This is a genomic window from Siminovitchia thermophila (assembly GCF_016909185.1).
In the GTDB taxonomy this organism is placed as follows: Bacteria; Bacillota; Bacilli; order Bacillales; family Bacillaceae_C; genus Siminovitchia; species Siminovitchia thermophila.
On sequence record NZ_JAFBFH010000006.1, the window covers coordinates 136,580 to 155,705 of the forward strand.

The following is a 19,126-nucleotide window of genomic DNA, read 5'->3' on the forward strand; positions in this document are numbered from 1 at the left end:
GCGGACGGTCTTTCAGCAGAATCTCTTATAAATGAATAAAGGAGAAAGGTAATGCAAAAAGATCGAAATATTGAAAAGGTTTTATCTCGTTGGGATGTTCTGTTTTTAGCCTTTGGCGCGATGATTGGTTGGGGCTGGGTCGTGTTATCCGGAGAGTGGATTCTTGGAGCCGGTACGGTTGGAGCGATGATCGCATTTGTCGCAGGAGGCGTCCTCGTTATATTTGTTGGTCTGACTTATGCGGAACTCGCATCTTCCATGCCTACGACAGGCGGAGCGCTTATATATGTTTTAAGGGGTATTGGTCCTAAAACTTCCTTTACAGCTTCATGGATGCTCGCACTCGGTTACATTTCGGTTGTAGCATTTGAAGCGGTGGCACTGCCTACCGTGATCGAATATATTTTTCCAAACTATAAAGTAGGTTTCATGTATACGATTAATGGTTATGATGTATATCTTTCCTGGGTTCTTGTAGGTGTGGTCGGTTCCATCTTTGTGACAATTGTAAACTATCTCGGCATCAAATCCGCCGCCTTTTTACAAATGGTACTGACGATTATTATCGCTATTATTGGATTAATGCTCATTTTTGGTGGTGCTTTTAACGGTGAAGTTTCCAATGCCGAGCCGCTATTCATTGGCGGAATGAGCGGGATCATGGTCGTTGCGATTATGACGCCATTTATGTTTGTCGGTTTTGATGTGATTCCGCAAACAGCCGAAGAAATGAACGTTCCCGCCAGGTCAATTGGGAAAATTTTAATTGTATCTGTTGTAATGGCCGTTATTTGGTATGTTGCCATTATATTTGCGGTTGGGTTGGGCCTTGATCATAGTACCCTGGCCAATTCTACACTTCCGACGGCTGATGCAATGGCCAAATTGTTTGGAAGCGACATCTTTGGCATTATATTGATACTCGGAGGAATTGCGGGTATTATTACGAGTTGGAACGCGTTTATTATCGGAGGAAGCCGGATTTTGTATGCGATGGCTGAAAAGAAGATGATCCCATCTTGGTTTGGCAAGCTTCATCCCAAACACGGAACACCGGTAAACGCTGTCTTATTTATCGGTACTTTGGCGACAGTAAGCCCGCTGCTTGGACGGCCCATGCTTGTCTGGCTTGTGGACGCGGGTGGACTTGCTATTGTTATTGCTTATTTGCTGGCTGCGGTGGCTTTTGTTCAGCTCCGCAAAAACGAACCGGAGATGGAGAGGCCCTTTAAAGCCGGAAAGTCAAGCATTGTCGGGTGGCTGGCCGTTCTTATGAGTATTTTCTTCGTTATTCTATACATGCCCGGAATGCCGGCGGCTCTCATTTGGCCATATGAATGGGTTATTTTTGCCGGTTGGGCGCTTCTCGGTTTCTTGCTCATGTTGTCCATGAGAAAAAATTTTTCATCCGGTGAAATCCGGTATCAACACAACAAAAAAATAGGATAGTCGTACAAAGTGAAATGAATCCAATTTGACTAAGATTGGATTCATTTTTTTGTAAAAATCCTCATTGAAACCGTTAAACTTCTATGATAAACTATGAATTGTATCCAAAACAAAGAGAGGTGGATATCATTGCCGAGCGATGCCACGTCAAATAAATCGACGATTGTCAAAAACGTCACGAAGCGGCTTAGAAAAGCCATTTTGGATGGTACGTTAAAAGAAGGCGATCGTTTAATCCAGGAGGAATGGGCAGAACGTCTCAAGGTAAGCAGGATGCCCATACGTGAAGCATTGACGCAACTCCAAATTGAAGGATTAGTCGAGCTTGTTCCGCATAAAGGAGCAGTCGTTACACCGATTACAAAAGACAATATAGAAGAAATATATCACCTTCGCTCCATGCTTGAGGGATTGGCGGTGGAAAAGTCTCTTCCTTATTTAACCGAGGAAGATAAACAGCATTTATATGATATTTTAATTCAAATGGAGACACTCGAGTTAACAGATGAAACAAATGATCAATATATCCAACTGAATGCATCCTTCCATCAGACACTCAGAAGCGGCTGTCCGTGGCCCCGCGTTCAGAAAATGGTCGAAATGTTGGGGATTTCACCAATCGCCCCCAATTTATTAATCGACTACTATCAGGAAACGCAAAGGGAACATCGCCTTATATATGAAGCGGCGTTACGGGGAGATCCTGCTGAGCTAAGGGCTGCGGTGGAGTATCATATTTTGCGGACAAAAAATAATTTGATCAAGTGCATGGAACACATGAAAAAACATACTTAACTTGAACGGGGGTATAAAAATATGTATGATTTTGCGATTGTAGGCGGCGGTATTGTAGGGCTTTCAACAGGCATGGCCATATATGACAGATTTCCAAATGCCAAAGTGGTTGTGATTGAAAAAGAATCCGCTGTTGCCACGCATCAAACAGGACATAACAGCGGGGTCATCCATTCGGGAATCTATTATAAGCCAGGGAGCTATAAAGCGCGTTTTGCCAGACAAGGAAGCCAGTCAATGACTGAATTTTGCCAGAAACACAATATTGATCACGACATATGCGGCAAGGTCATCGTGGCGACGAAACCTGAAGAACTGCCGCTTCTTGAAAACTTGTATGAGCGCGGTTTGCAAAATGAACTGGCCATTGAAAAAATTGAGTCAGCCGAATTGAAAGAAATTGAACCTCATGTGGCGGGTCTTGCAGCCATTCGGGTACCTATGGCTGGTATCGTCAACTACAGGCAAGTGAGCGAAAAGTTTGCAGAAATCATTGCCGATCACGGCGGCGATATTTTGTTAAACACAAAAGTAGAGAAAATCAACGAAGAAAATGATGAGGTCGTAATCGAAACGAATAACGGAACGATAAAAGCCGGCATTGTCATTAATTGCGCGGGCCTTCACAGTGACCGGGTTGCTGCTGCCGCAGGCTATAAAACGGATATGAAAATAGTGCCTTTCCGTGGGGAATACTACAAGTTGAAACCGGAAAAGCGGTATCTCGTTAAACATTTGATTTACCCGGTTCCAAACCCCAAGTTTCCGTTTTTGGGCGTCCATTTTACCCGCATGATCGATGGCGAAGTGGATGCGGGCCCCAATGCTGTGCTTGGATTTAAACGAGAAGGTTACAAGAAAACGGACTTCAATCCCAAAGACCTGGCTGAAACGTTAACATACGGCGGCTTTTGGAAACTTGCGTCCAAGTTTATGAAAGAGGGAATGGAAGAATATATCAGGTCATTCAGCAAAGCTCAGTTTACGAAGAGCCTTCAAGCATTAATTCCGGAAATCCAAGAGGATGACCTTGTACCGGCACCTGCCGGCGTTCGCGCCCAGGCATTAAAAGATGATGGCTCCATGGTGGACGACTTCCACATTATTATGGGGCAACGCTCGATCCATGTATGTAATGCACCATCGCCGGCTGCAACAGCATCAATAGAGATCGGAAAAGAAGTGGCACGAAGAATTCCTGAACAGTCACACCTTAAAGAAGCGGCTGTCACAATTCAATAAAGAGGGGATATCGATGGAGTTTAATGCAAAAACGATGTTCATTGCAGGCCATGCGCGCCTGCCGCAAGGAATGGCTGCCAAAAGCGTCTACGAGACACTGACCATTACAGCAGAAATTGATGTAAAGTATGGGGTCATACTAAAAGCCTCCGCTACTCTTGCAACTGAACATGGAAGTGATTTTATCGGGCGCCTTCTAAGAGGAACCAGTTTGAAGGATGGCATTGACGAACAGATTGAAGCCATTCAAACGTATTATAAAGGGAAAGCGACCAACGCGCTTATTGCTGCCATGAAAGATTTGCACTTGCATTTCAAGCAAATCACTGAAGGGGAAAAATAAGGCGAGGAGTTCCTCCTGAAGTGTGGGATCGTTATACGGAAATATGATCAAAAAGCTCAGCGAGCCCCTTGGCGGGCATTGTTGAGCTTTTATTCTTCGGTTGCTTTTACCCACAAGGATTTGACAACTTCTGTGAAAGACTGTAACTCCTCTTTTTCCTCTTTTTTCTTCAAGTATATAAGAGATGTTTTAAAGCTGATTTTTTGGTCCGTCAACTCGATAGGAATCAACAATCCACTGTTTAACTCTTTTTTTATGAGATTGCTAGATAGCAGTCCATAGCCTGTTCCTTTTAATACAGCGCGTTTGATTGCTTCTTCACTGCCGAATTCAATATTTTTTTTCGGAGAAAAGTCTGTTTGTTGTATATAGTGGTGAATGAGGGCCTTGTAGTTCCCGCTGATTCTGTATCTGATAAAAGGCAATTTGTTGATGATTTCGTTCACTGACAATTGCTCAGAGACAGATTTTGCTGCGACTAATAAGAGCTCTTCTTCATCTAAAATGATATTTTCTATTTCTTCTCTTACTATTTCCCCTGCAATAACGCCTAAATCGAAAGTGTTGGATTCAATTCCTTTTATGACCTCGTTACTGTTACAAGAAGCTAAGTTGATATGGACATCGGGAAATGTCTTTAAAAACTCAGATACAATGAAAGGAAAGTAGTTGGTGCAATAAAATTCAGAAGCAGCAATATGAAGATAACCGTTTGGCTTTTCGAGATCTTCAAAGGCGGATTCCATTCGATCCACGATCAAAAAAAGTTCATCAGTATACTTCTTTAACAGCTTGCCGGCCGGCGTTAAATGATTGGTTCTTCCAACACGAAAGAATAATAGTTGATTCAACTCTTTTTCCAGTGACTGAATCTGAGCCGTAACAGTTGGCTGGGTAAAATTCAGTTTCTCCGCCGCCTTCGTAAAATTCAAGCACTCTGCCACCACCTGAAACGTTTTTAAATTCCTCAATTCCATTCCCGCGCCACCTCTGTACATCATATTGCCAACAGTTTACCATAGATCGGCCAATAGAAATGTATCCATAGAAGCGATTGATGAAAACGATCACAAAGTTCAATTTCTCAATTAATATGCACCATGCTATGTTAAAAGTAATGGGGTGATTACGTGATTGTTTGCTGAGTTTAAAAAAGCGTGGGGTCACGATCATACGTTACATGCAACGGGGGTGATTATGTGATTGTTTGTACAACATTAGACTTATCCGCTGAAATGAGACAAAAAATAGCGAAAGAAACGCAAGTTCCTGTCGTTCAAAGAACAATCAATGAACTGAGCAGAAGGGAGAAAAATGCTGTGGAAATTCTAATCACTTATGGAAACTTTGATGATGCTGTCACCGTTGAGGAATTGCGGCAGCTTCCAGGGTTGAAATGGATCCATGTCTTAAGCAGCGGGACGGAGCAATTGCCGATAACTCCAATCAAAGATAAGAACATTCTCGTCACTTCATCAAAAGGGATTCATGCGATTCCGATCAGTGAGTATGTGATTTTCGCCGTTCTTTATTTTGCAAAACATATACCACAATTTATAAAGCTTCAGGAACAGAAGAGCTGGTCATATACTGCTGGAATGTCTGAAGTTTATGGCAAAACTTTAGGCGTGTTGGGAACGGGTGTAATTGGATTGGAAATTGCCAGAAAAGCAAGGGCGCTTGGCATGAGAGTAATCGGAGTAAATCGGAGCGGCCGTCATATGGTCGGCTTTGATGAAGTCCATCGTGTTCAGCAGTTGAAGGAAATAGTCCCATGTTGTGATTATATTTGCAGTGCGCTTCCATCTACTGATGAGACGAGAAATCTCATCGACAAAAATATCATTCAACTGATGAAGGATCAAGTCATTTTTATAAATGTCGGCAGAGGGGATGTCATTGTTGAAGAACATTTGTTAGAAGCTTTAAGAACAGGAAAAATAGGCGGTGCGGCTTTGGATGTGTTTAAAAGCGAGCCGCTTGAAGTTCAACATCCATTTTGGAGAATGAAAAATGTGTTGATTACACCTCATGCTTCCGCCAGAACGAATATGTACATGTTCCGTGCTCTTCAAATGTTCCTTGAAAATTTTCGCTATTATCAACAGAATGCTCTTCAGTTTATGGTCAATAAGGTGGATTTTCATTAACGTCATGTAGAAAGAAGGGAAAGCACATGGTGAAATACAGACAAGATCCAACTTTTAAGGAGCCCAGGTTTAGTGGGATCAGTACTTTTATGAGGCTTCCGCACGTGAAGACATTGGAAAATGTAGACGTGGCCATCATAGGTATCCCTTTTGATACGGGGCAAACATTCAGAACAGGAGCAAGGTTTGGACCGCAAGCCATTCGCAACTTTTCGTCGCTTGTGCGCTGCTCCTCGAATCACCACAAAATCAATATATTTGATTATATTTCCGCTGTGGATTATGGAGATATTCCGGTTGTTCCGGGATTTATCCAAGAAACATATAAAAATATAGTCGAAGTTTTGGCTCCTATGTATAAAAAGGAAATCGTCCCGATTGTCATGGGCGGGGACCATTCCATTTCACTAGGAGAGCTGCGAGCTGCTGCCGAACATTATGGACCTGTTTCTCTCGTCCACTTTGATGCGCACACTGATACAGTAGACAGCTATTTTGGACAAAGGTACACACATGGTACCCCTTTTAGGCGGGCTGTGGAAGAAGGATTAATTGACCCTTTTCATTCTATCCAGATTGGATTGCGCGGGTCAATCAATAGCGTGGACGAGTACGATCAATCCAGAGAACTCGGATTTGAAGTGATAACGACCGAAGAAGTCCTGGACATGGGAATCAAGTCATTAATTTCTGCTATTAAACATAGAGTGGCAGGCCGGCGTGTCTTCCTTTCTTTTGATGTAGACTTTATTGATCCGGCATTTGCCCCGGGGACGGGCACCCCGGAAGTTGGAGGAATTTATCCGCGTGAGGCCTTCCAAATATTACGCCAACTGACCGATATTCCTTTTATTGGTTTCGATGTGGTGGAAGTTCTTCCAGCGTACGATCATGGAGATATCACATCCGCATTGGCAGCAAACGTTATGTTTGAAATGATGTGTTTAACGGCATTGAATAAAAAAGAACACACCTGATGTGTAACAGAATGGGAGTGAGACACAACTAAATCAGCTGATGAAAAAACGAACAAACTTCATTCAGTAGGCGTTTTCTTCCATCTCCCTACTGAATGTTAGTTGAACCAATCGGGCATTTAGGTGCCGTTTACTCCCACTTAGCCCTTTTGTATTCACTCAAGATTTTGAAGTGGGAGTTTTACGGCACCTTACATGCGGGATAAAGTGAAACTTCATTGAATAAGATGGGACGGTTTGTATTCTCAGAGAATATGAAACAATTTCGAAAAAAATTTGACAAATTTGTTGACACCGCAGACACTCGGTGATATTCTTTAGATAAGAATTATTTTAAACATATTCACCTTTTGAAAAATGCCTTTTCAAAATCGTGAATAGTATAGATTGTACACAAACGACAGGGAAAGTAAAATAAGCAAAACTGCAATATTCACTGTGACTCTACTTCCATAGAGCGGTGAAGTGAATATAAGCCAGTTGTTCGAATGTAAGCCTTTCTATTTGGAAAGGTTGTTCGACAACTGGCTTTTTACGTTTTCTGTCAAACCCGTTTTTACTGATAAAAATTTTTACAGGAGGAATATTTTCATGGGAGTTGCAACAGAAAGCAAATTCGTAAAGAAAACAGCCGGTTATGAGGTAAAGCCTCATCCGCAGTCAAACCGTTTGTTCCACATCACAGTTAACAAAGAAGCGATTGCCAAGTTTTTAGCGGCAGTGGAAGAGAAAAACATCTCTGTCCAAAGCCTTGAGTACACACCATACCAGCGCTTGATCGTATCTTCTCTTCTTCAAGATTTCGTGGGAGAAGATCTCGGCGAAACGCTTAGAGGAATTGTTCACGACCGCGAAACAGGCGGATTTACACTCGGTTTGGAAGGTGTAACTGAAAACACAGATGAGTATGTGATTTTTGCAACAGCGATTACACATCTACTTGGACAGCCCAACTTTGACGCCATGTCCGGAAAATATTATGCGCGTTTTACAGTAAAAGACACTGATAATAGTGACTCTTACCTGCGTCAAGCATACCGTCTCTTTACGCTCCATACTGACGGAACATTCGTTGATGAGCCAACTGACTGGTTGCTCATGATGAAAATGATTGAAGAAAACGCGCGTGGCGGTGAATCAAGACTTCTTCACTTGGATGATTGGAAAGAGCTTGATAAATTTGCCAACAATCCGCTTGGAAGCCATAAATTCTTGTACAAAGCTCCACCAAGCAAAAACGTTTCACAAGAAGTTAATCGTGCAACATTCTTTAAAAAGAATGACAAACCTTGCATCTGCTTTATCGACCAATTTGTTTATCCAGAAACAATTGATCAAGCTAAATACTTGGAAGAACTTTCTGCTTCCATGGAAAGCGATGAGAGCGTCATTGAATTGGAACTTCCAGTAGGCGACCTCGTTGTCGTCAACAACTTGTTCTGGTTGCACGGCCGTGCGGCATTTGAAAAAGATCCAAACTTAAATCGTGAATTGATGCGTCAACGTGGACGTTTCTTAGAGTAAATCAATCTCATTTGGAAAAAACCTCTACCATTTTGTATGCACCCTTTGCAGGGTGCTTTTTTTATAGACAGAGAACATAATCCATATAGATCCAAGTGAATCCAAGAGAAGAAATCGCAAACCCAGTCACCATTTCCGGTTCATCGTACGCGCTCAAGTATGATGGTGCCGTTCGGACATTGCACTATGCAAAACTGGTCGACAGACGACTATTTGTGATTTGGCGGTAAAATCATGAGCGGAGTAAAACGCGCGGCAAGCGGCTTCCTAAGCTGGAAGATAAAATATGTAGGAAAGCCGCTTGCGATGAACGCCCTCCCGCTTTGGACTAACAAGTTGAGCACAAAACTCGCGGACAAGCGTGGATAAGAGGGTGAGCCGAAATACCCGTGTATGAGGAGGTCATACCCGCGTATAGAGGAGAATACCCGCGCGTGGAGAGAAATACCCGCGCATGGAGAGAAATACCCGCGTATAGAGAAATACCCGCGTATAGAGAAAAATACCCGCGTATAGAGGAAAATACCCGCGTATAGAGGAGAATACCCGCGTATAGAGGAAGAATACCCGCGTATAGAGAAAAATACCCGCGTATAGAGAGAAATACCCGCGTATAGAGAGAAATACCCGCGTATAGAGAGAAATACCCGCGTATAGAGGAGAATACCCGCGTATAGAGAGAAATACCCGCGTATAGAGAAATACCCGCGTATAGAGGAAAATACCCGCGTATAGAGGAGAATACCCGCGTATAGAGAAAAATACCCGCGTATAGAGAGAAATCCCGCGTATAGAGGAAAATACCCGCGTATAGAGAGAAATACCCGCGTATAGAGAAATACCCGCGCATAGAGAAAAATACCCGCGTATAGAGGAAAATACCCGCGTATAGAGAGAAATACCCGCGTATAGAGAAATACCCGCGCATGGAGGAAAATACCCGCGCATGGAGGAAAATACCCGCGTATAGAGAGAAATACCCGCGTATAGAGGAGAATACCCGCGTATAGAGAAAAATACCCGCGTATAGAGGAAAATACCCGCGTATAGGGGGAAATACCCGCGTATAGGGGGAAATACCCGCGTATAAGGGGAAATACCCGCGTATAGGGGGAAATACCCGCGTATAGGGGGAAATACCCGTGTATAGAGGAAAATACCCGCGTATAAGGGGAAATACCCGCGTATAAGGGGAAATACCCGCGTATAGGGGGAAATACCCGCGTATAAGGGGAAATACCCGCATATAGGGGGAAATACCCGCGTATAAGGGGAAATACCCGCGTATAAGGAGAAATCCCGCGGATACCCGTCATATCATCCGCGGGATTAGGAAAGTTTCCCTTGAGCAACGGCCATGTTGCTTAGTCAATTTTTAAGGGTTTGTTTTCTTCTCCTTCGTGCCATTCTAATTCGAATTCAAATTCATACTTTCCATTTCTTTCTTCAAGTTCAATTTCTACGGTGACGAATTCTCCCGGTTCCACTTTTTGTGCCTGTTCTCCTTGGTGGAGCGTAAAAGATCCCTCTTCTTTTAATTTTGTTGCAATGGTTTGGAGGAGCGATGCTGCCTGTTCTCTTCCCATTTTTTCTTTATAACTGATCAGTCTGTTTGTTTGGCTTCTGGTGTTCATGATTCATCCTCCTTTCTGATATCTCTTATTACTATTCTTCCACAAAAAAGTAAAAGTTCCTCTAAAAGTGGTGATTTTATAGGGTTGTTTCCCGCGATGTGCTAAAATATACGTGAAAGAGGGTGGAAGGAGAATCGGATGGCTTGGTTATATGTTCTCTTTGCGGCTATTGTTGAAGTGTTTTGGGTCATTGGTCTGAGGTACTCGGAAACTTTTTGGGAATGGACCGGGACAATTGTGATGATTATTTTCAGCTTCTATTTTGTCATTAAAGCATGTGAAAAACTGCCATCTGGAACGGTCTATGCCGTTTTTACAGGTTCCGGGGCGGCTGCCATTGTCTTGATTGATTTTATCATTTTTAGCGCAGATTTCACCTTTATAAAACTAATTTTTATCGCCTTCATTATTATAGGAGTAGTGGGAATTAAAATAACGACAGACGAGAAGCGGGAAGTGTCGAAAAACCCTTCAGATGGAGGAGATTGATTTGGCATGGGTATATCTCATTATTGCAAGTTTCGGAGAAATTTTTGGTGTTATGAGCATCAATATGTATAATCAGAAAAAAAGTATCGGATGGCTGCTCGCCATTATTTTCACCTTTGGCTTCGGGTTTTATTTTTTGGCATTGGCGATGAAGGAAATTCCGCTCGGTACGGCGTATGCAATCTGGACGGGGTTGGGAGCGGCAGGCGCTGTCATAATGGGTATCCTCTTTTTTAAAGAGTCGGCAGGGTGGAAACGCATGTTATTTTTGAGCTTCATCATTGCTGGCGCAATCGGGTTAAAAGCGATTGAATGAGGGGTGAGCAATGATGGATGATGTAAGGTTTCACTCAATGGTTGAATGGTTGCGACAACATCACAATCAGGAAAATGCCGAAAAGATGGAAAGGTATATGCAAGGGCTATTTTCCTTCATTGGATTAAGGTCGCCAGAAAGAAGGAATCTCACAAAGAATTTTATTCAATTGTTTCATGACATGACAATGGATGAATGTAAACCTTTTATTTTAAAATTGTGGGAGCTTCCGGAAAGAGAGTTTCAAAATATTGCCTTGGACATACTTCGCAAAAAACAGCAACAATTGGATGCATCCCATATAGATTTGATTGAATATTTGATTATAACGAAGCCGTGGTGGGACACTGTTGATACCATTGCCAGCCACTTGGTTGGCACGTTATTTCTCAAACATCCCGAACTAATCGAATCAAGAGGCGAGAAATGGCTATCTTCCGATCATATGTGGCTTCAGCGGACTATGATCCTCTTTCAATTAAAGTATAAAGAAAAGACGGATGAAACATTGCTGTTTGCCAACATTAAGCGCACGATGCATATGGAGCAATTTTTTATTCAAAAGGCGATTGGCTGGTCGCTAAGAGAGTACTCAAAAAGCTGCCCTGCCAGTGTCCTGCATTTTATAGAAAGTCAACCATTGTCTAACCTGGCAAAAAGAGAAGGCTTAAAATATATGCAAAGAAAAGGGAGGAATATGGATGGCTAAAAAGGCGTTGCTAAACGTCGATTATACAAATGACTTTGTGGCTGAAGACGGCAAGCTTACTTGCGGGAGGCCTGGGCAGGATATTGAAAAGGCAATTGTTGACTTAACAAAACAGTTTTTGGAAAATGGTGATTTTGTCGTTTTTGCGGTTGATAAACATGAAGAGGAAGATGACTTGCATCCTGAGACGGCGCTGTTCCCTCCACATAATATTGCAGGTACAAGCGGACGGGAATTTTACGGCGGTTTGAAAGATTTGTACGAGCAGGAAAAAAATAACCCAAACGCATATTATATGGATAAAACAAGGTACAGTGCGTTTGCGGGAACGGACCTTGAAATAAAACTGCGTGAGCGGGCAATTGAAGAAGTCCACATTTGTGGGGTCTGTACCGATATATGTGTGTTGCATACGGCGGTGGACGCCTTTAACAAAGGGTTTCAAATGGTCATTCATAAGAATGCGGTGGCAAGCTTTAATGAGACGGGCCACAACTGGGCATTGACCCATTTTAAAAACACACTTGGGGCAAGAGTAGTCTGAGAAAGGGAGTAAAGGCGCATGAGATTTCATGAAAACGACGACAGCCTGGCGCTGCATACAGATTTATATCAAATTAATATGGCGAAAACTTATTGGCAAGATGGAATCCACGAAAGAAAAGCAGTATTTGAATTATATTTTAGAAAACTGCCGTTTGCAAACGGTTATGCCATTTTTGCCGGATTGGAAAAAGCGATTCATTATTTGCGGAATTTTCATTTCAGCGAAAGCGATTTGCGATATTTGCGGGATGATCTCGATTATAATGGGGAATTTATCGACTATTTGGCGAACCTTCGTTTTTCAGGGACGGTTCGTTCCATGAAGGAAGGAGAGCTTGTATTTGGCAACGAGCCCATCATGCAAGTGGAGGCACCGCTTGCCGAAGCGCAGCTCATTGAAACCGCACTCCTGAACATCGTGAATTATCAAACATTGATTGCCACTAAGGCTTCCCGAATAAAAGAAGTGGTCGGGGATGAAGTGGCGCTGGAGTTTGGTTCAAGGAGAGCGCAGGAAATGGACGCCGCTTTATGGGGAACACGCGCAGCTTTTATTGGCGGTTTCGATGCCACTAGCAATGTAAGGGCCGGCAAATTGTTCGGTATGCCTGTTGCCGGGACGCATGCCCATTCCATGGTCCAAGCGTATAAAGATGATTATACCGCATTTAAAAAATATGCGGAAAGTCATCGGGACTGCGTGTTTCTCGTTGATACATATGATACATTGAGATCCGGCGTTCCGGCTGCGATCCGGGTGGCGAAAGAATTTGGTGACAGGATTCATTTTAAAGGAATCCGCCTCGACAGCGGGGACATGGCCTTTTTATCAAAAGAGGCGAGGAAAATGCTGGATGCGGCCGGATTTCCTCACGCCAAAATTTATGCGTCAAGTGATTTGGATGAATATACGATTTTCCACTTGAAAGCACAAGGAGCAAAAATCGACTCCTGGGGAATCGGCACGAAACTCATTACTGCTTATGATCAGCCTGCGCTTGGGGCGGTATATAAAATGGTCGCCATCGAGAATGAGTTCGGAGAATGGGAGGATACGATTAAAATATCGAGTAACGCCGAAAAAGTAACCACCCCGGGCCGTAAAAAGGTTTACCGGATCATTAATCGGTTAAATCATAAGTCAGAGGGTGATTATATCACCTTATGGGATGAAAAGCCGGAAGAAGAAAAACAACTGAAAATGTTTCATCCTGTTCATACGTTTATTAGTAAATTGGTAACAGATTTTAATGCAAAACAATTACTTCATGAAATATTTGTAGACGGAGAGCTGGTATATGATTTGCCGGGCCTTCAAGACATTCAGGCGTTTGCCAGGGAAAACCTTGATCTCTTGTGGGCAGAGTATCGGCGTTCGCTAAATCCTGAAGAATATCCAGTCGACCTCAGTCAGGATTGCTGGGATAATAAAATGAGGAATATCGAAGCGGTCAAAGAAAAGATTGACCGTTTGAGAAAATAGAAGAAAGGGGACATGCGCCGTGAGTTTACAACAACAAATCATCAAAGAATTAAAGGTAAAGTCCCGGATCGATCCACAGGAAGAAATCCGCATCAGCATCGACTTTATGAAAGAGTATATGAAAGCTCATCCTTTTTTTAACGGATTTGTACTCGGTATATCTGGCGGACAAGATTCGACATTAGTCGGGAAACTGGCCCAGATGGCGGTTGACGAGCTGAACGAGGAGCGTGATGTGAAAAAATATAAATTTATTGCTGTCCGGCTGCCTTATGGCGTACAAAAAGATGCAAGCGATGTAGATGACGCGCTGGCATTTATTAAGCCGAGCGTGACTTATACAGTGGATATAAAGCCTGCCGTTGACGCAAGTGTGGCTTCCCTTGAAAAGGCGGGGGTGAAGATTTCCGACTTCACAAAAGGAAATGAAAAAGCGAGGGAACGGATGAAGGCCCAGTATAGCATCGCGGCAATGCATAACTGTGTCGTTCTCGGCACTGATCATGGAGCAGAAGCGATTACGGGGTTTTTTACAAAGCATGGAGACGGCGCAGCCGATCTCGTTCCTATATTCAGGTTAAATAAAAGGCAGGGAAGAATGCTTCTGAAAGAGCTGGGCTGTCCGGAACATTTGTACAATAAAATCCCAACCGCAGACCTGGAGGATGCCCGGCCGCTCTTGCCGGATGAGGTGGCGCTTGGCGTGTCATATGAGGATATCGATGACTATTTGGAAGGGAAGCAGGTTTCCCCGCAGGCTAAAAATACGATAGAGGCTTTATACCGCAAATCAATGCATAAACGGCATTTGCCGGCACATGTATTTGATGACTTTTGGAAATAGGGGGCGGTTCAGTCCCCTTCCATTCCACCATGTAAAATATGATAGGATCGGCAGGTGTATTCATTGACGACCGAGATTTCTCAGCAGCAAGTGAAAAAAGTGATTCAAAACATAGAAAAGGTCATTATTGGAAAAACAGAAGTAGCTCGGCTCAGTATCGTTGCGCTCCTGGCGGAAGGCCATGTGCTGCTGGAGGATGTACCCGGGTTAGGGAAAACGATGCTCGTCAAAGCGTTGGCGAAATCCGTTGATGCCGACTTTAAACGCATTCAATTCACTCCGGATTTATTGCCTTCCGATGTACTTGGCGTATCGATTTACAACCCGAAAGAAATGGCGTTTTCTTTTCGGCCCGGACCAATCGTGGGAAATATTGTTTTAGCCGATGAAATCAATCGGACTTCGCCTAAAACCCAATCTGCCTTGCTTGAAGCAATGGAAGAAAAAAGTGTGACGATTGACGGCGCGACACTCCATATGGAAAAACCGTTTTTTGTGATGGCAACACAAAACCCAGTAGAATACGAAGGAACATACCCGCTTCCCGAAGCCCAATTAGACCGGTTTTTATTGAAACTGAAAATGGGATACCCGGAAGCAAATGAAGAAGTAGAACTGTTGACGAGAGTACAAAAAGTCCCGCCAATCGACTACCTGGAACCGGTTATCAGCCTGGAGGAATTAAGACATTTGCAGCGCCAGGTGAAAGATATATTTGCGGAAGAAACGATTAAACAATATATCGTTGATTTGGCCATCAAGACGCGGTCTCATCCGGACATATTCCTCGGAATCAGCCCCCGCGGATCAATCGCCTTGCTAAAAGCGGCACAGGCATACGCATTTATTTCAGGGCGCGACTTTATTATCCCGGATGATGTCCAGTACCTTGCTCCATATGTTTTCTCCCATCGCATCCTTTTGCAATCCGAAGCCAAGTACCGTGGGGTTTCAGCCGAATCCCTTATAGGCGAATTGGTGAAGTCGGTTGATATACCGGTAAAAAGGGCTGTAAAATAAGATGAAAACAAGAAGTTCCAAAATTCCAATTATGGCAACATTGAAAAGACTTTCCGGATTTTTCCTTATCATCCTATTGCTTGCCCTTATTTTCTCCTATGCCATGTTTCAAGGCGGGTTTGTCAGCTGGTTTTTGTTTTTCAGCTTTTTGCCTGTGGCTGTCTATTCGCTTTTGCTGAATGCCTTTCCATTACGATTTGATGTGAAGAGGGATCTTTCCTCTGAACGGCTTTACGCCGGAAATAATGTACGAGTAACCATCACTGCAACAAGAACATTTCCTTTTCCTCTGCTTTTTTTAATCATCGAAGATGTTGCTTCCGTCAATGGTCATAAACAGATGCTTTTTCCCGGGTTTAGCAGGCGGTTGACGATTCGTTACGAGATTACCCGTATTCCCCGTGGAGAGCATATGTTTCATTCTGTCCGTTTTAAAACCGGAGACCTTTTCGGTTTTTTGGAAAAAGAAACATCCATTTCTGTTCCGAAAACGATCCTTGTCTATCCCAAGTTGAATCCTTTTATCCATGAACCGTTTAAACGGGCGCTGGAGCGTGGAATGGGATCAGGAAGATTCCAATATCATAAGGATGCCTCTCTTGTGGCCGGAATCAGGGAATATCAGCCCGGGGACCGATTTTCATGGATTGATTGGAAGGCGACAGCAAGGACAAATGACATCATGGCGAAAGAATTTGAGGTCAAAAGGTCCAATGATCCGCTATTCGTGCTTGATTGCAGCATTGCCGACCACTTTGAGAAAATGGTTGAATTTACAGCCTCTGCCGCAAGGTCCATACTTGAGAGCGGGGGACAGGCAGGCTTGTATTTGCCGGGGGGCGAAACATCATATCTCCCGGTGAATGGCGGCGAACGGCATTTTATGAATATATTATATGTCTTGGCGAAAGCGCGGCCTCAATTTAAAAATGTCATGGAAGAAATGGTAGAAGAGGCGAAACTGTTTCAACACAACGGAAGTGTGATTTTTATTGCGGCCTCACTGACAAGCTCTTTATTGGAACAGGCAGAAATGCTAGTAAGAAGGAAGCGAAATGTTGTTATTTTCCTTGCTCAAGCGAAAGCCGCGGCACCGCAAGAGAAAGTGTTGATTCAGGAAGCGCTGCAACGAGGTATGCACATTGAAAGATTATATGATCGAGAGATAAAAGCCGATTTATCGGGGGAGAAAGAAGCATGAATAAGGATCGGACATATATGAAACTACTGCTTTATGTATTTGGTTTTTTGCTTCTTTGGGAATGGCTTTTGCCATTGGAACAAATTACAAAAACAAGCCAAATTCATTACTTCATCATTTTCGTTGTGTTTTCCATCATCTTGATTTTCTTGGGAACACCATGGTTTATTAGCTGGCCGGTAAAGTCAGGTTTTATCCTTATTTTCCTGTACCTTATCTTTCGGGAAGCGAATGAGCCCATCGTTGTCTGGCTTCCTCGTTTCGGTACGGAAATCCAGTTAAATATATCGTTGCTTGCTTCCAAAAACTGGACCGAATTATCGCCCGGATTTCGCAGTCTATTATTTTTTCTATTGTTATGGCAAATTACTTATTTGCTTCGCTTTTGGCTGACAATCAGAAAGAGAATTTTCATTTTTTACATGATGACGATTTTTTATGTCGCTCTCCTGGATACTTTTACCGAATATGAAGCGAACCGGGCCATTGTGCGTATTGTTATCATTGGTTTCGCACTTCTCGGAATTCTTTTTTTTCAGCGTGTGTTGGAAAAAGAACAGATTAAAGATGCATCCGGATTAATGAAACAATGGATGTTTCCTTTAACCTCCATGATTATACTCAGTGTATTGGCAGGTTATATTTCACCTAAAGCAGCCCCAGTTTGGCCGGATCCTGTACCGTATATCAAATCCAAATCGACTACGGATAAGACGGCAAATCCCGGTATCTCCAAAATCGGCTACGGAGTAGACGACTCCCAATTGGGCGGACCGTTTATCAGTGATGATCGGGTCGTATTCGAAGTGACATCTTCGAGCAGGCAGTATTGGAAGATTGAAACGAAAGATGTATACACTGGAAAAGGCTGGATTACTTCGGAACAATCTGCTCCAATGAAGCGATTCGAATATGGAGAAACATTTTTAATGGATGAGCACATGCGCAACGAGGGAGAATTGACAAAAGCAAGCTTCCAATTTGAAATCCAATATCCACATATCGTCAGACCTTACGGGTTTGTATCGGTAACAGGCAATGAAGGGAATGGTTTTCTTCAATATGATCCGGTTCTTGACAAGATAAACTCACACACAAGTGATGGTACGGAAGCCCGCTTGAAAGAATATACAGTCACATACGAGAAAGCCGCATACAGCATGAAGAAGTTGCGAGGGACAACTGGTTTGCCGGACGGTGAGCAATATAACCAGCTGCAAAAAAGATATACGCAGCTTCCCGCAGCGTTTCCAGAACGTGTTAAGGAGCTGGCTGTTGAAATAACGAAAGAGGAAGATAATTGGTTTGACAAGGCAAAAGCCATAGAGCGCCACTTCCAATCGGGTGATTTTTCCTATGACCAAACCCGCGTCGCCATTCCAACCGGTGATGAGGATTATGTAGAACAATTTTTGTTTGATACGAAAAGGGGATATTGTGATAATTTCTCTAGCTCCATGGTAACAATGCTGCGTTCGATTGGAATTCCGGCTAGATGGGCGAAAGGCTACGCGCCTGGGAACTACCGCGAAGCGGCTGATGGAGAATACAGAATTTACCAAGTAACAAACAATGAGGCCCATTCGTGGGTGGAAGTTTACTTTCCGGGTTTGGGATGGGTTCCATTTGAACCGACAAAAGGATTTAACAATCCTTCATCTTATGTATTCGACGAAGCCCAATCTCAAGCAAGCCAGACCGATCCGGCTGCGCCCCCCGAAAAAGAGGCTGAGAAGGAAGAAAAAGAGACAAAGGAAGTTATTGAAGAAAAAGAACCTTCCAACACTTCCAATTTTACGGGAATCGGGCTTTCCAAATGGATTTGGAGTGGCGCCCTGTTATTAGTTGTTATGGGCTTAGGATTTGCGATCTTTTATAGTAGAAGAAAACGTCCTTTTGCAAATAAAAATGAGAAAAATGATGACGGAACTTTTATAGAAGCATACGAGCTGTTGCTAAAGCGGTTGGACAAACGCGGCTTTCAAAGGAAAACGGGCCAAACATTGCGTGAATATGCGGCCTATATCGACCGGCAACTTCAAACCAAGGAAATGAGCCAATTAACGCAAGCGTATGAACGCATCATTTACCGGGGAGATGACGCATCTACCCTCACCAGTGAAGAAAAAGCGCTCTGGAAAACGCTCATGGAAAAGGCGAGCGGCGGGGAGATGTCATCGAATTAATCTAAACATACAGCAGTTGGGCTTGGAATCAAAAAGAACTGGAGTACATTAGAAAAGAGAGGCTATCAATACGAAGAAAGAGCCTGTCCTTATTTGAACAGGCTTGGTATAGACGGCATTCCGATGATGATAGCGATCCCGTTGGCGCCGGGGCTAGTGGTTAGACCACCCCGGCATTTAATAGAATGTCCTCTTATTTCTTCGCTAACTCCTTCTGT

19 protein-coding genes are annotated in these 19,126 nt (G+C 43.3%); 17 read left to right on the forward strand and 2 right to left on the reverse strand.

Features of this window, described 5'->3' with window-relative positions; translation table 11 throughout:
- Window positions 1-51: 51 nt before the first annotated feature.
- The 4 genes from JOC94_RS06205 (at window position 52) to JOC94_RS06220 (ending at window position 3,829) form a co-directional block, all read left to right on the forward strand.
- The gene (locus JOC94_RS06205) at window positions 52-1,449 is read left to right on the forward strand and encodes an APC family permease (protein WP_077113155.1); all 1,398 of its coding nucleotides are present in this window, start codon (window positions 52-54) and stop codon (window positions 1,447-1,449) included.
- A gap of 129 nt (window positions 1,450-1,578) precedes the next feature.
- The gene (locus JOC94_RS06210; RefSeq protein WP_077113156.1) at window positions 1,579-2,244 is read left to right on the forward strand and encodes a GntR family transcriptional regulator; all 666 of its coding nucleotides are present in this window, start codon (window positions 1,579-1,581) and stop codon (window positions 2,242-2,244) included.
- A gap of 21 nt (window positions 2,245-2,265) precedes the next feature.
- On the forward strand, window positions 2,266-3,486 hold the full coding sequence (lhgO, locus tag JOC94_RS06215) for an L-2-hydroxyglutarate oxidase (RefSeq protein WP_077113157.1): 1,221 nt from the start codon (window positions 2,266-2,268) through the stop codon (window positions 3,484-3,486).
- Between the two features lie 13 nt (window positions 3,487-3,499).
- Window positions 3,500-3,829, forward strand: a complete 330-nt coding sequence (locus JOC94_RS06220; protein WP_077113158.1) for a DUF3870 domain-containing protein — start codon at window positions 3,500-3,502, stop codon at window positions 3,827-3,829.
- An 89-nt stretch (window positions 3,830-3,918) separates the two neighbouring features.
- Here the strand turns inward: JOC94_RS06220 and JOC94_RS06225 are convergent, their stop codons facing one another.
- A complete protein-coding gene (locus tag JOC94_RS06225) occupies window positions 3,919-4,806 on the reverse strand; it encodes a LysR family transcriptional regulator (protein ID WP_077113159.1) in 888 nt (295 codons plus the stop codon).
- A gap of 222 nt (window positions 4,807-5,028) precedes the next feature.
- On the opposite strand from JOC94_RS06225, the gene JOC94_RS06230 reads away from it, so the two are divergent.
- The 4 genes from JOC94_RS06230 (at window position 5,029) to JOC94_RS23155 (ending at window position 8,849) form a co-directional block, all read left to right on the forward strand.
- Window positions 5,029-5,979, forward strand: a complete 951-nt coding sequence (locus JOC94_RS06230; protein ID WP_077113160.1) for a D-2-hydroxyacid dehydrogenase — start codon at window positions 5,029-5,031, stop codon at window positions 5,977-5,979.
- Between the two features lie 26 nt (window positions 5,980-6,005).
- Window positions 6,006-6,956, forward strand: coding sequence for an agmatinase (gene speB, locus JOC94_RS06235; RefSeq protein WP_077113161.1), 951 nt, complete (start codon window positions 6,006-6,008; stop codon window positions 6,954-6,956).
- Between the two features lie 591 nt (window positions 6,957-7,547).
- Complete coding sequence (glaH, locus tag JOC94_RS06240) at window positions 7,548-8,480, forward strand: glutarate dioxygenase GlaH (protein WP_077113162.1); 933 nt, start codon at window positions 7,548-7,550, stop codon at window positions 8,478-8,480.
- Window positions 8,481-8,714: 234 nt separating this feature from the next.
- Entirely contained in the window at window positions 8,715-8,849 is a 135-nt protein-coding gene (locus JOC94_RS23155; RefSeq protein WP_268920954.1) for a hypothetical protein, read from the forward strand.
- Window positions 8,850-9,844: 995 nt separating this feature from the next.
- On the opposite strand, the gene JOC94_RS06245 is transcribed toward JOC94_RS23155, so the two are convergent.
- On the reverse strand, window positions 9,845-10,114 hold the full coding sequence (locus JOC94_RS06245; RefSeq protein ID WP_077113163.1) for an amphi-Trp domain-containing protein: 270 nt from the start codon (window positions 10,112-10,114) through the stop codon (window positions 9,845-9,847).
- A 138-nt stretch (window positions 10,115-10,252) separates the two neighbouring features.
- On the opposite strand from JOC94_RS06245, the gene JOC94_RS06250 reads away from it, so the two are divergent.
- The 9 genes from JOC94_RS06250 (at window position 10,253) to JOC94_RS06290 (ending at window position 18,908) form a co-directional block, all read left to right on the forward strand.
- Window positions 10,253-10,603, forward strand: a complete 351-nt coding sequence (locus JOC94_RS06250) for a DMT family transporter (protein WP_077113164.1) — start codon at window positions 10,253-10,255, stop codon at window positions 10,601-10,603.
- A 1-nt stretch (window position 10,604) separates the two neighbouring features.
- The gene (locus tag JOC94_RS06255) at window positions 10,605-10,919 is read left to right on the forward strand and encodes a DMT family transporter (protein WP_077113165.1); all 315 of its coding nucleotides are present in this window, start codon (window positions 10,605-10,607) and stop codon (window positions 10,917-10,919) included.
- 10 nt (window positions 10,920-10,929) lie between these two features.
- Entirely contained in the window at window positions 10,930-11,628 is a 699-nt protein-coding gene (locus JOC94_RS06260; RefSeq protein WP_236016992.1) for a DNA alkylation repair protein, read from the forward strand.
- The gene (locus JOC94_RS06265; RefSeq protein ID WP_077113166.1) at window positions 11,621-12,172 is read left to right on the forward strand and encodes a cysteine hydrolase family protein; all 552 of its coding nucleotides are present in this window, start codon (window positions 11,621-11,623) and stop codon (window positions 12,170-12,172) included. Before JOC94_RS06260 ends, JOC94_RS06265 begins: the two co-directional genes overlap by 8 nt.
- Before the next feature lie 18 nt (window positions 12,173-12,190).
- Complete coding sequence (locus JOC94_RS06270; RefSeq protein ID WP_077113167.1) at window positions 12,191-13,657, forward strand: nicotinate phosphoribosyltransferase; 1,467 nt, start codon at window positions 12,191-12,193, stop codon at window positions 13,655-13,657.
- A gap of 19 nt (window positions 13,658-13,676) precedes the next feature.
- Complete coding sequence (nadE, locus tag JOC94_RS06275) at window positions 13,677-14,501, forward strand: ammonia-dependent NAD(+) synthetase (RefSeq protein ID WP_077113168.1); 825 nt, start codon at window positions 13,677-13,679, stop codon at window positions 14,499-14,501.
- Between the two features lie 63 nt (window positions 14,502-14,564).
- Window positions 14,565-15,521 (forward strand): AAA family ATPase, encoded by a 957-nt coding sequence (locus tag JOC94_RS06280; protein ID WP_077113169.1) that lies wholly within the window; start codon window positions 14,565-14,567, stop codon window positions 15,519-15,521.
- 1 nt (window position 15,522) lies between these two features.
- Complete coding sequence (locus JOC94_RS06285; protein WP_077113170.1) at window positions 15,523-16,722, forward strand: DUF58 domain-containing protein; 1,200 nt, start codon at window positions 15,523-15,525, stop codon at window positions 16,720-16,722.
- Entirely contained in the window at window positions 16,719-18,908 is a 2,190-nt protein-coding gene (locus JOC94_RS06290) for a transglutaminase domain-containing protein (protein WP_077113171.1), read from the forward strand. Before JOC94_RS06285 ends, JOC94_RS06290 begins: the two co-directional genes overlap by 4 nt.
- Window positions 18,909-19,126 lie beyond the last annotated feature (218 nt).

What these genes read in the sequence shown, in the direction of transcription:
- JOC94_RS06225 (WP_077113159.1), bottom strand. Translation starts at nt 4,806, where the DNA reads ATGGAATTGAGGAATTTAAAAACGTTTCAGGTGGTGGCAGAGTGCTTG.
- JOC94_RS06245 (WP_077113163.1), bottom strand. Translation starts at nt 10,114, where the DNA reads ATGAACACCAGAAGCCAAACAAACAGACTGATCAGTTATAAAGAAAAA.
- JOC94_RS06290 (WP_077113171.1), top strand. Translation starts at nt 16,719, where the DNA reads ATGAATAAGGATCGGACATATATGAAACTACTGCTTTATGTATTTGGT.
- JOC94_RS06205 (WP_077113155.1), top strand. Translation starts at nt 52, where the DNA reads ATGCAAAAAGATCGAAATATTGAAAAGGTTTTATCTCGTTGGGATGTT.
- JOC94_RS06285 (WP_077113170.1), top strand. Translation starts at nt 15,523, where the DNA reads ATGAAAACAAGAAGTTCCAAAATTCCAATTATGGCAACATTGAAAAGA.
- JOC94_RS23155 (WP_268920954.1), top strand. Translation starts at nt 8,715, where the DNA reads ATGAGCGGAGTAAAACGCGCGGCAAGCGGCTTCCTAAGCTGGAAGATA.
- JOC94_RS06260 (WP_236016992.1), top strand. Translation starts at nt 10,930, where the DNA reads ATGATGGATGATGTAAGGTTTCACTCAATGGTTGAATGGTTGCGACAA.
- JOC94_RS06270 (WP_077113167.1), top strand. Translation starts at nt 12,191, where the DNA reads ATGAGATTTCATGAAAACGACGACAGCCTGGCGCTGCATACAGATTTA.
- JOC94_RS06220 (WP_077113158.1), top strand. Translation starts at nt 3,500, where the DNA reads ATGGAGTTTAATGCAAAAACGATGTTCATTGCAGGCCATGCGCGCCTG.
- lhgO (WP_077113157.1), top strand. Translation starts at nt 2,266, where the DNA reads ATGTATGATTTTGCGATTGTAGGCGGCGGTATTGTAGGGCTTTCAACA.
- glaH (WP_077113162.1), top strand. Translation starts at nt 7,548, where the DNA reads ATGGGAGTTGCAACAGAAAGCAAATTCGTAAAGAAAACAGCCGGTTAT.
- JOC94_RS06265 (WP_077113166.1), top strand. Translation starts at nt 11,621, where the DNA reads ATGGCTAAAAAGGCGTTGCTAAACGTCGATTATACAAATGACTTTGTG.
- JOC94_RS06250 (WP_077113164.1), top strand. Translation starts at nt 10,253, where the DNA reads ATGGCTTGGTTATATGTTCTCTTTGCGGCTATTGTTGAAGTGTTTTGG.
- speB (WP_077113161.1), top strand. Translation starts at nt 6,006, where the DNA reads ATGGTGAAATACAGACAAGATCCAACTTTTAAGGAGCCCAGGTTTAGT.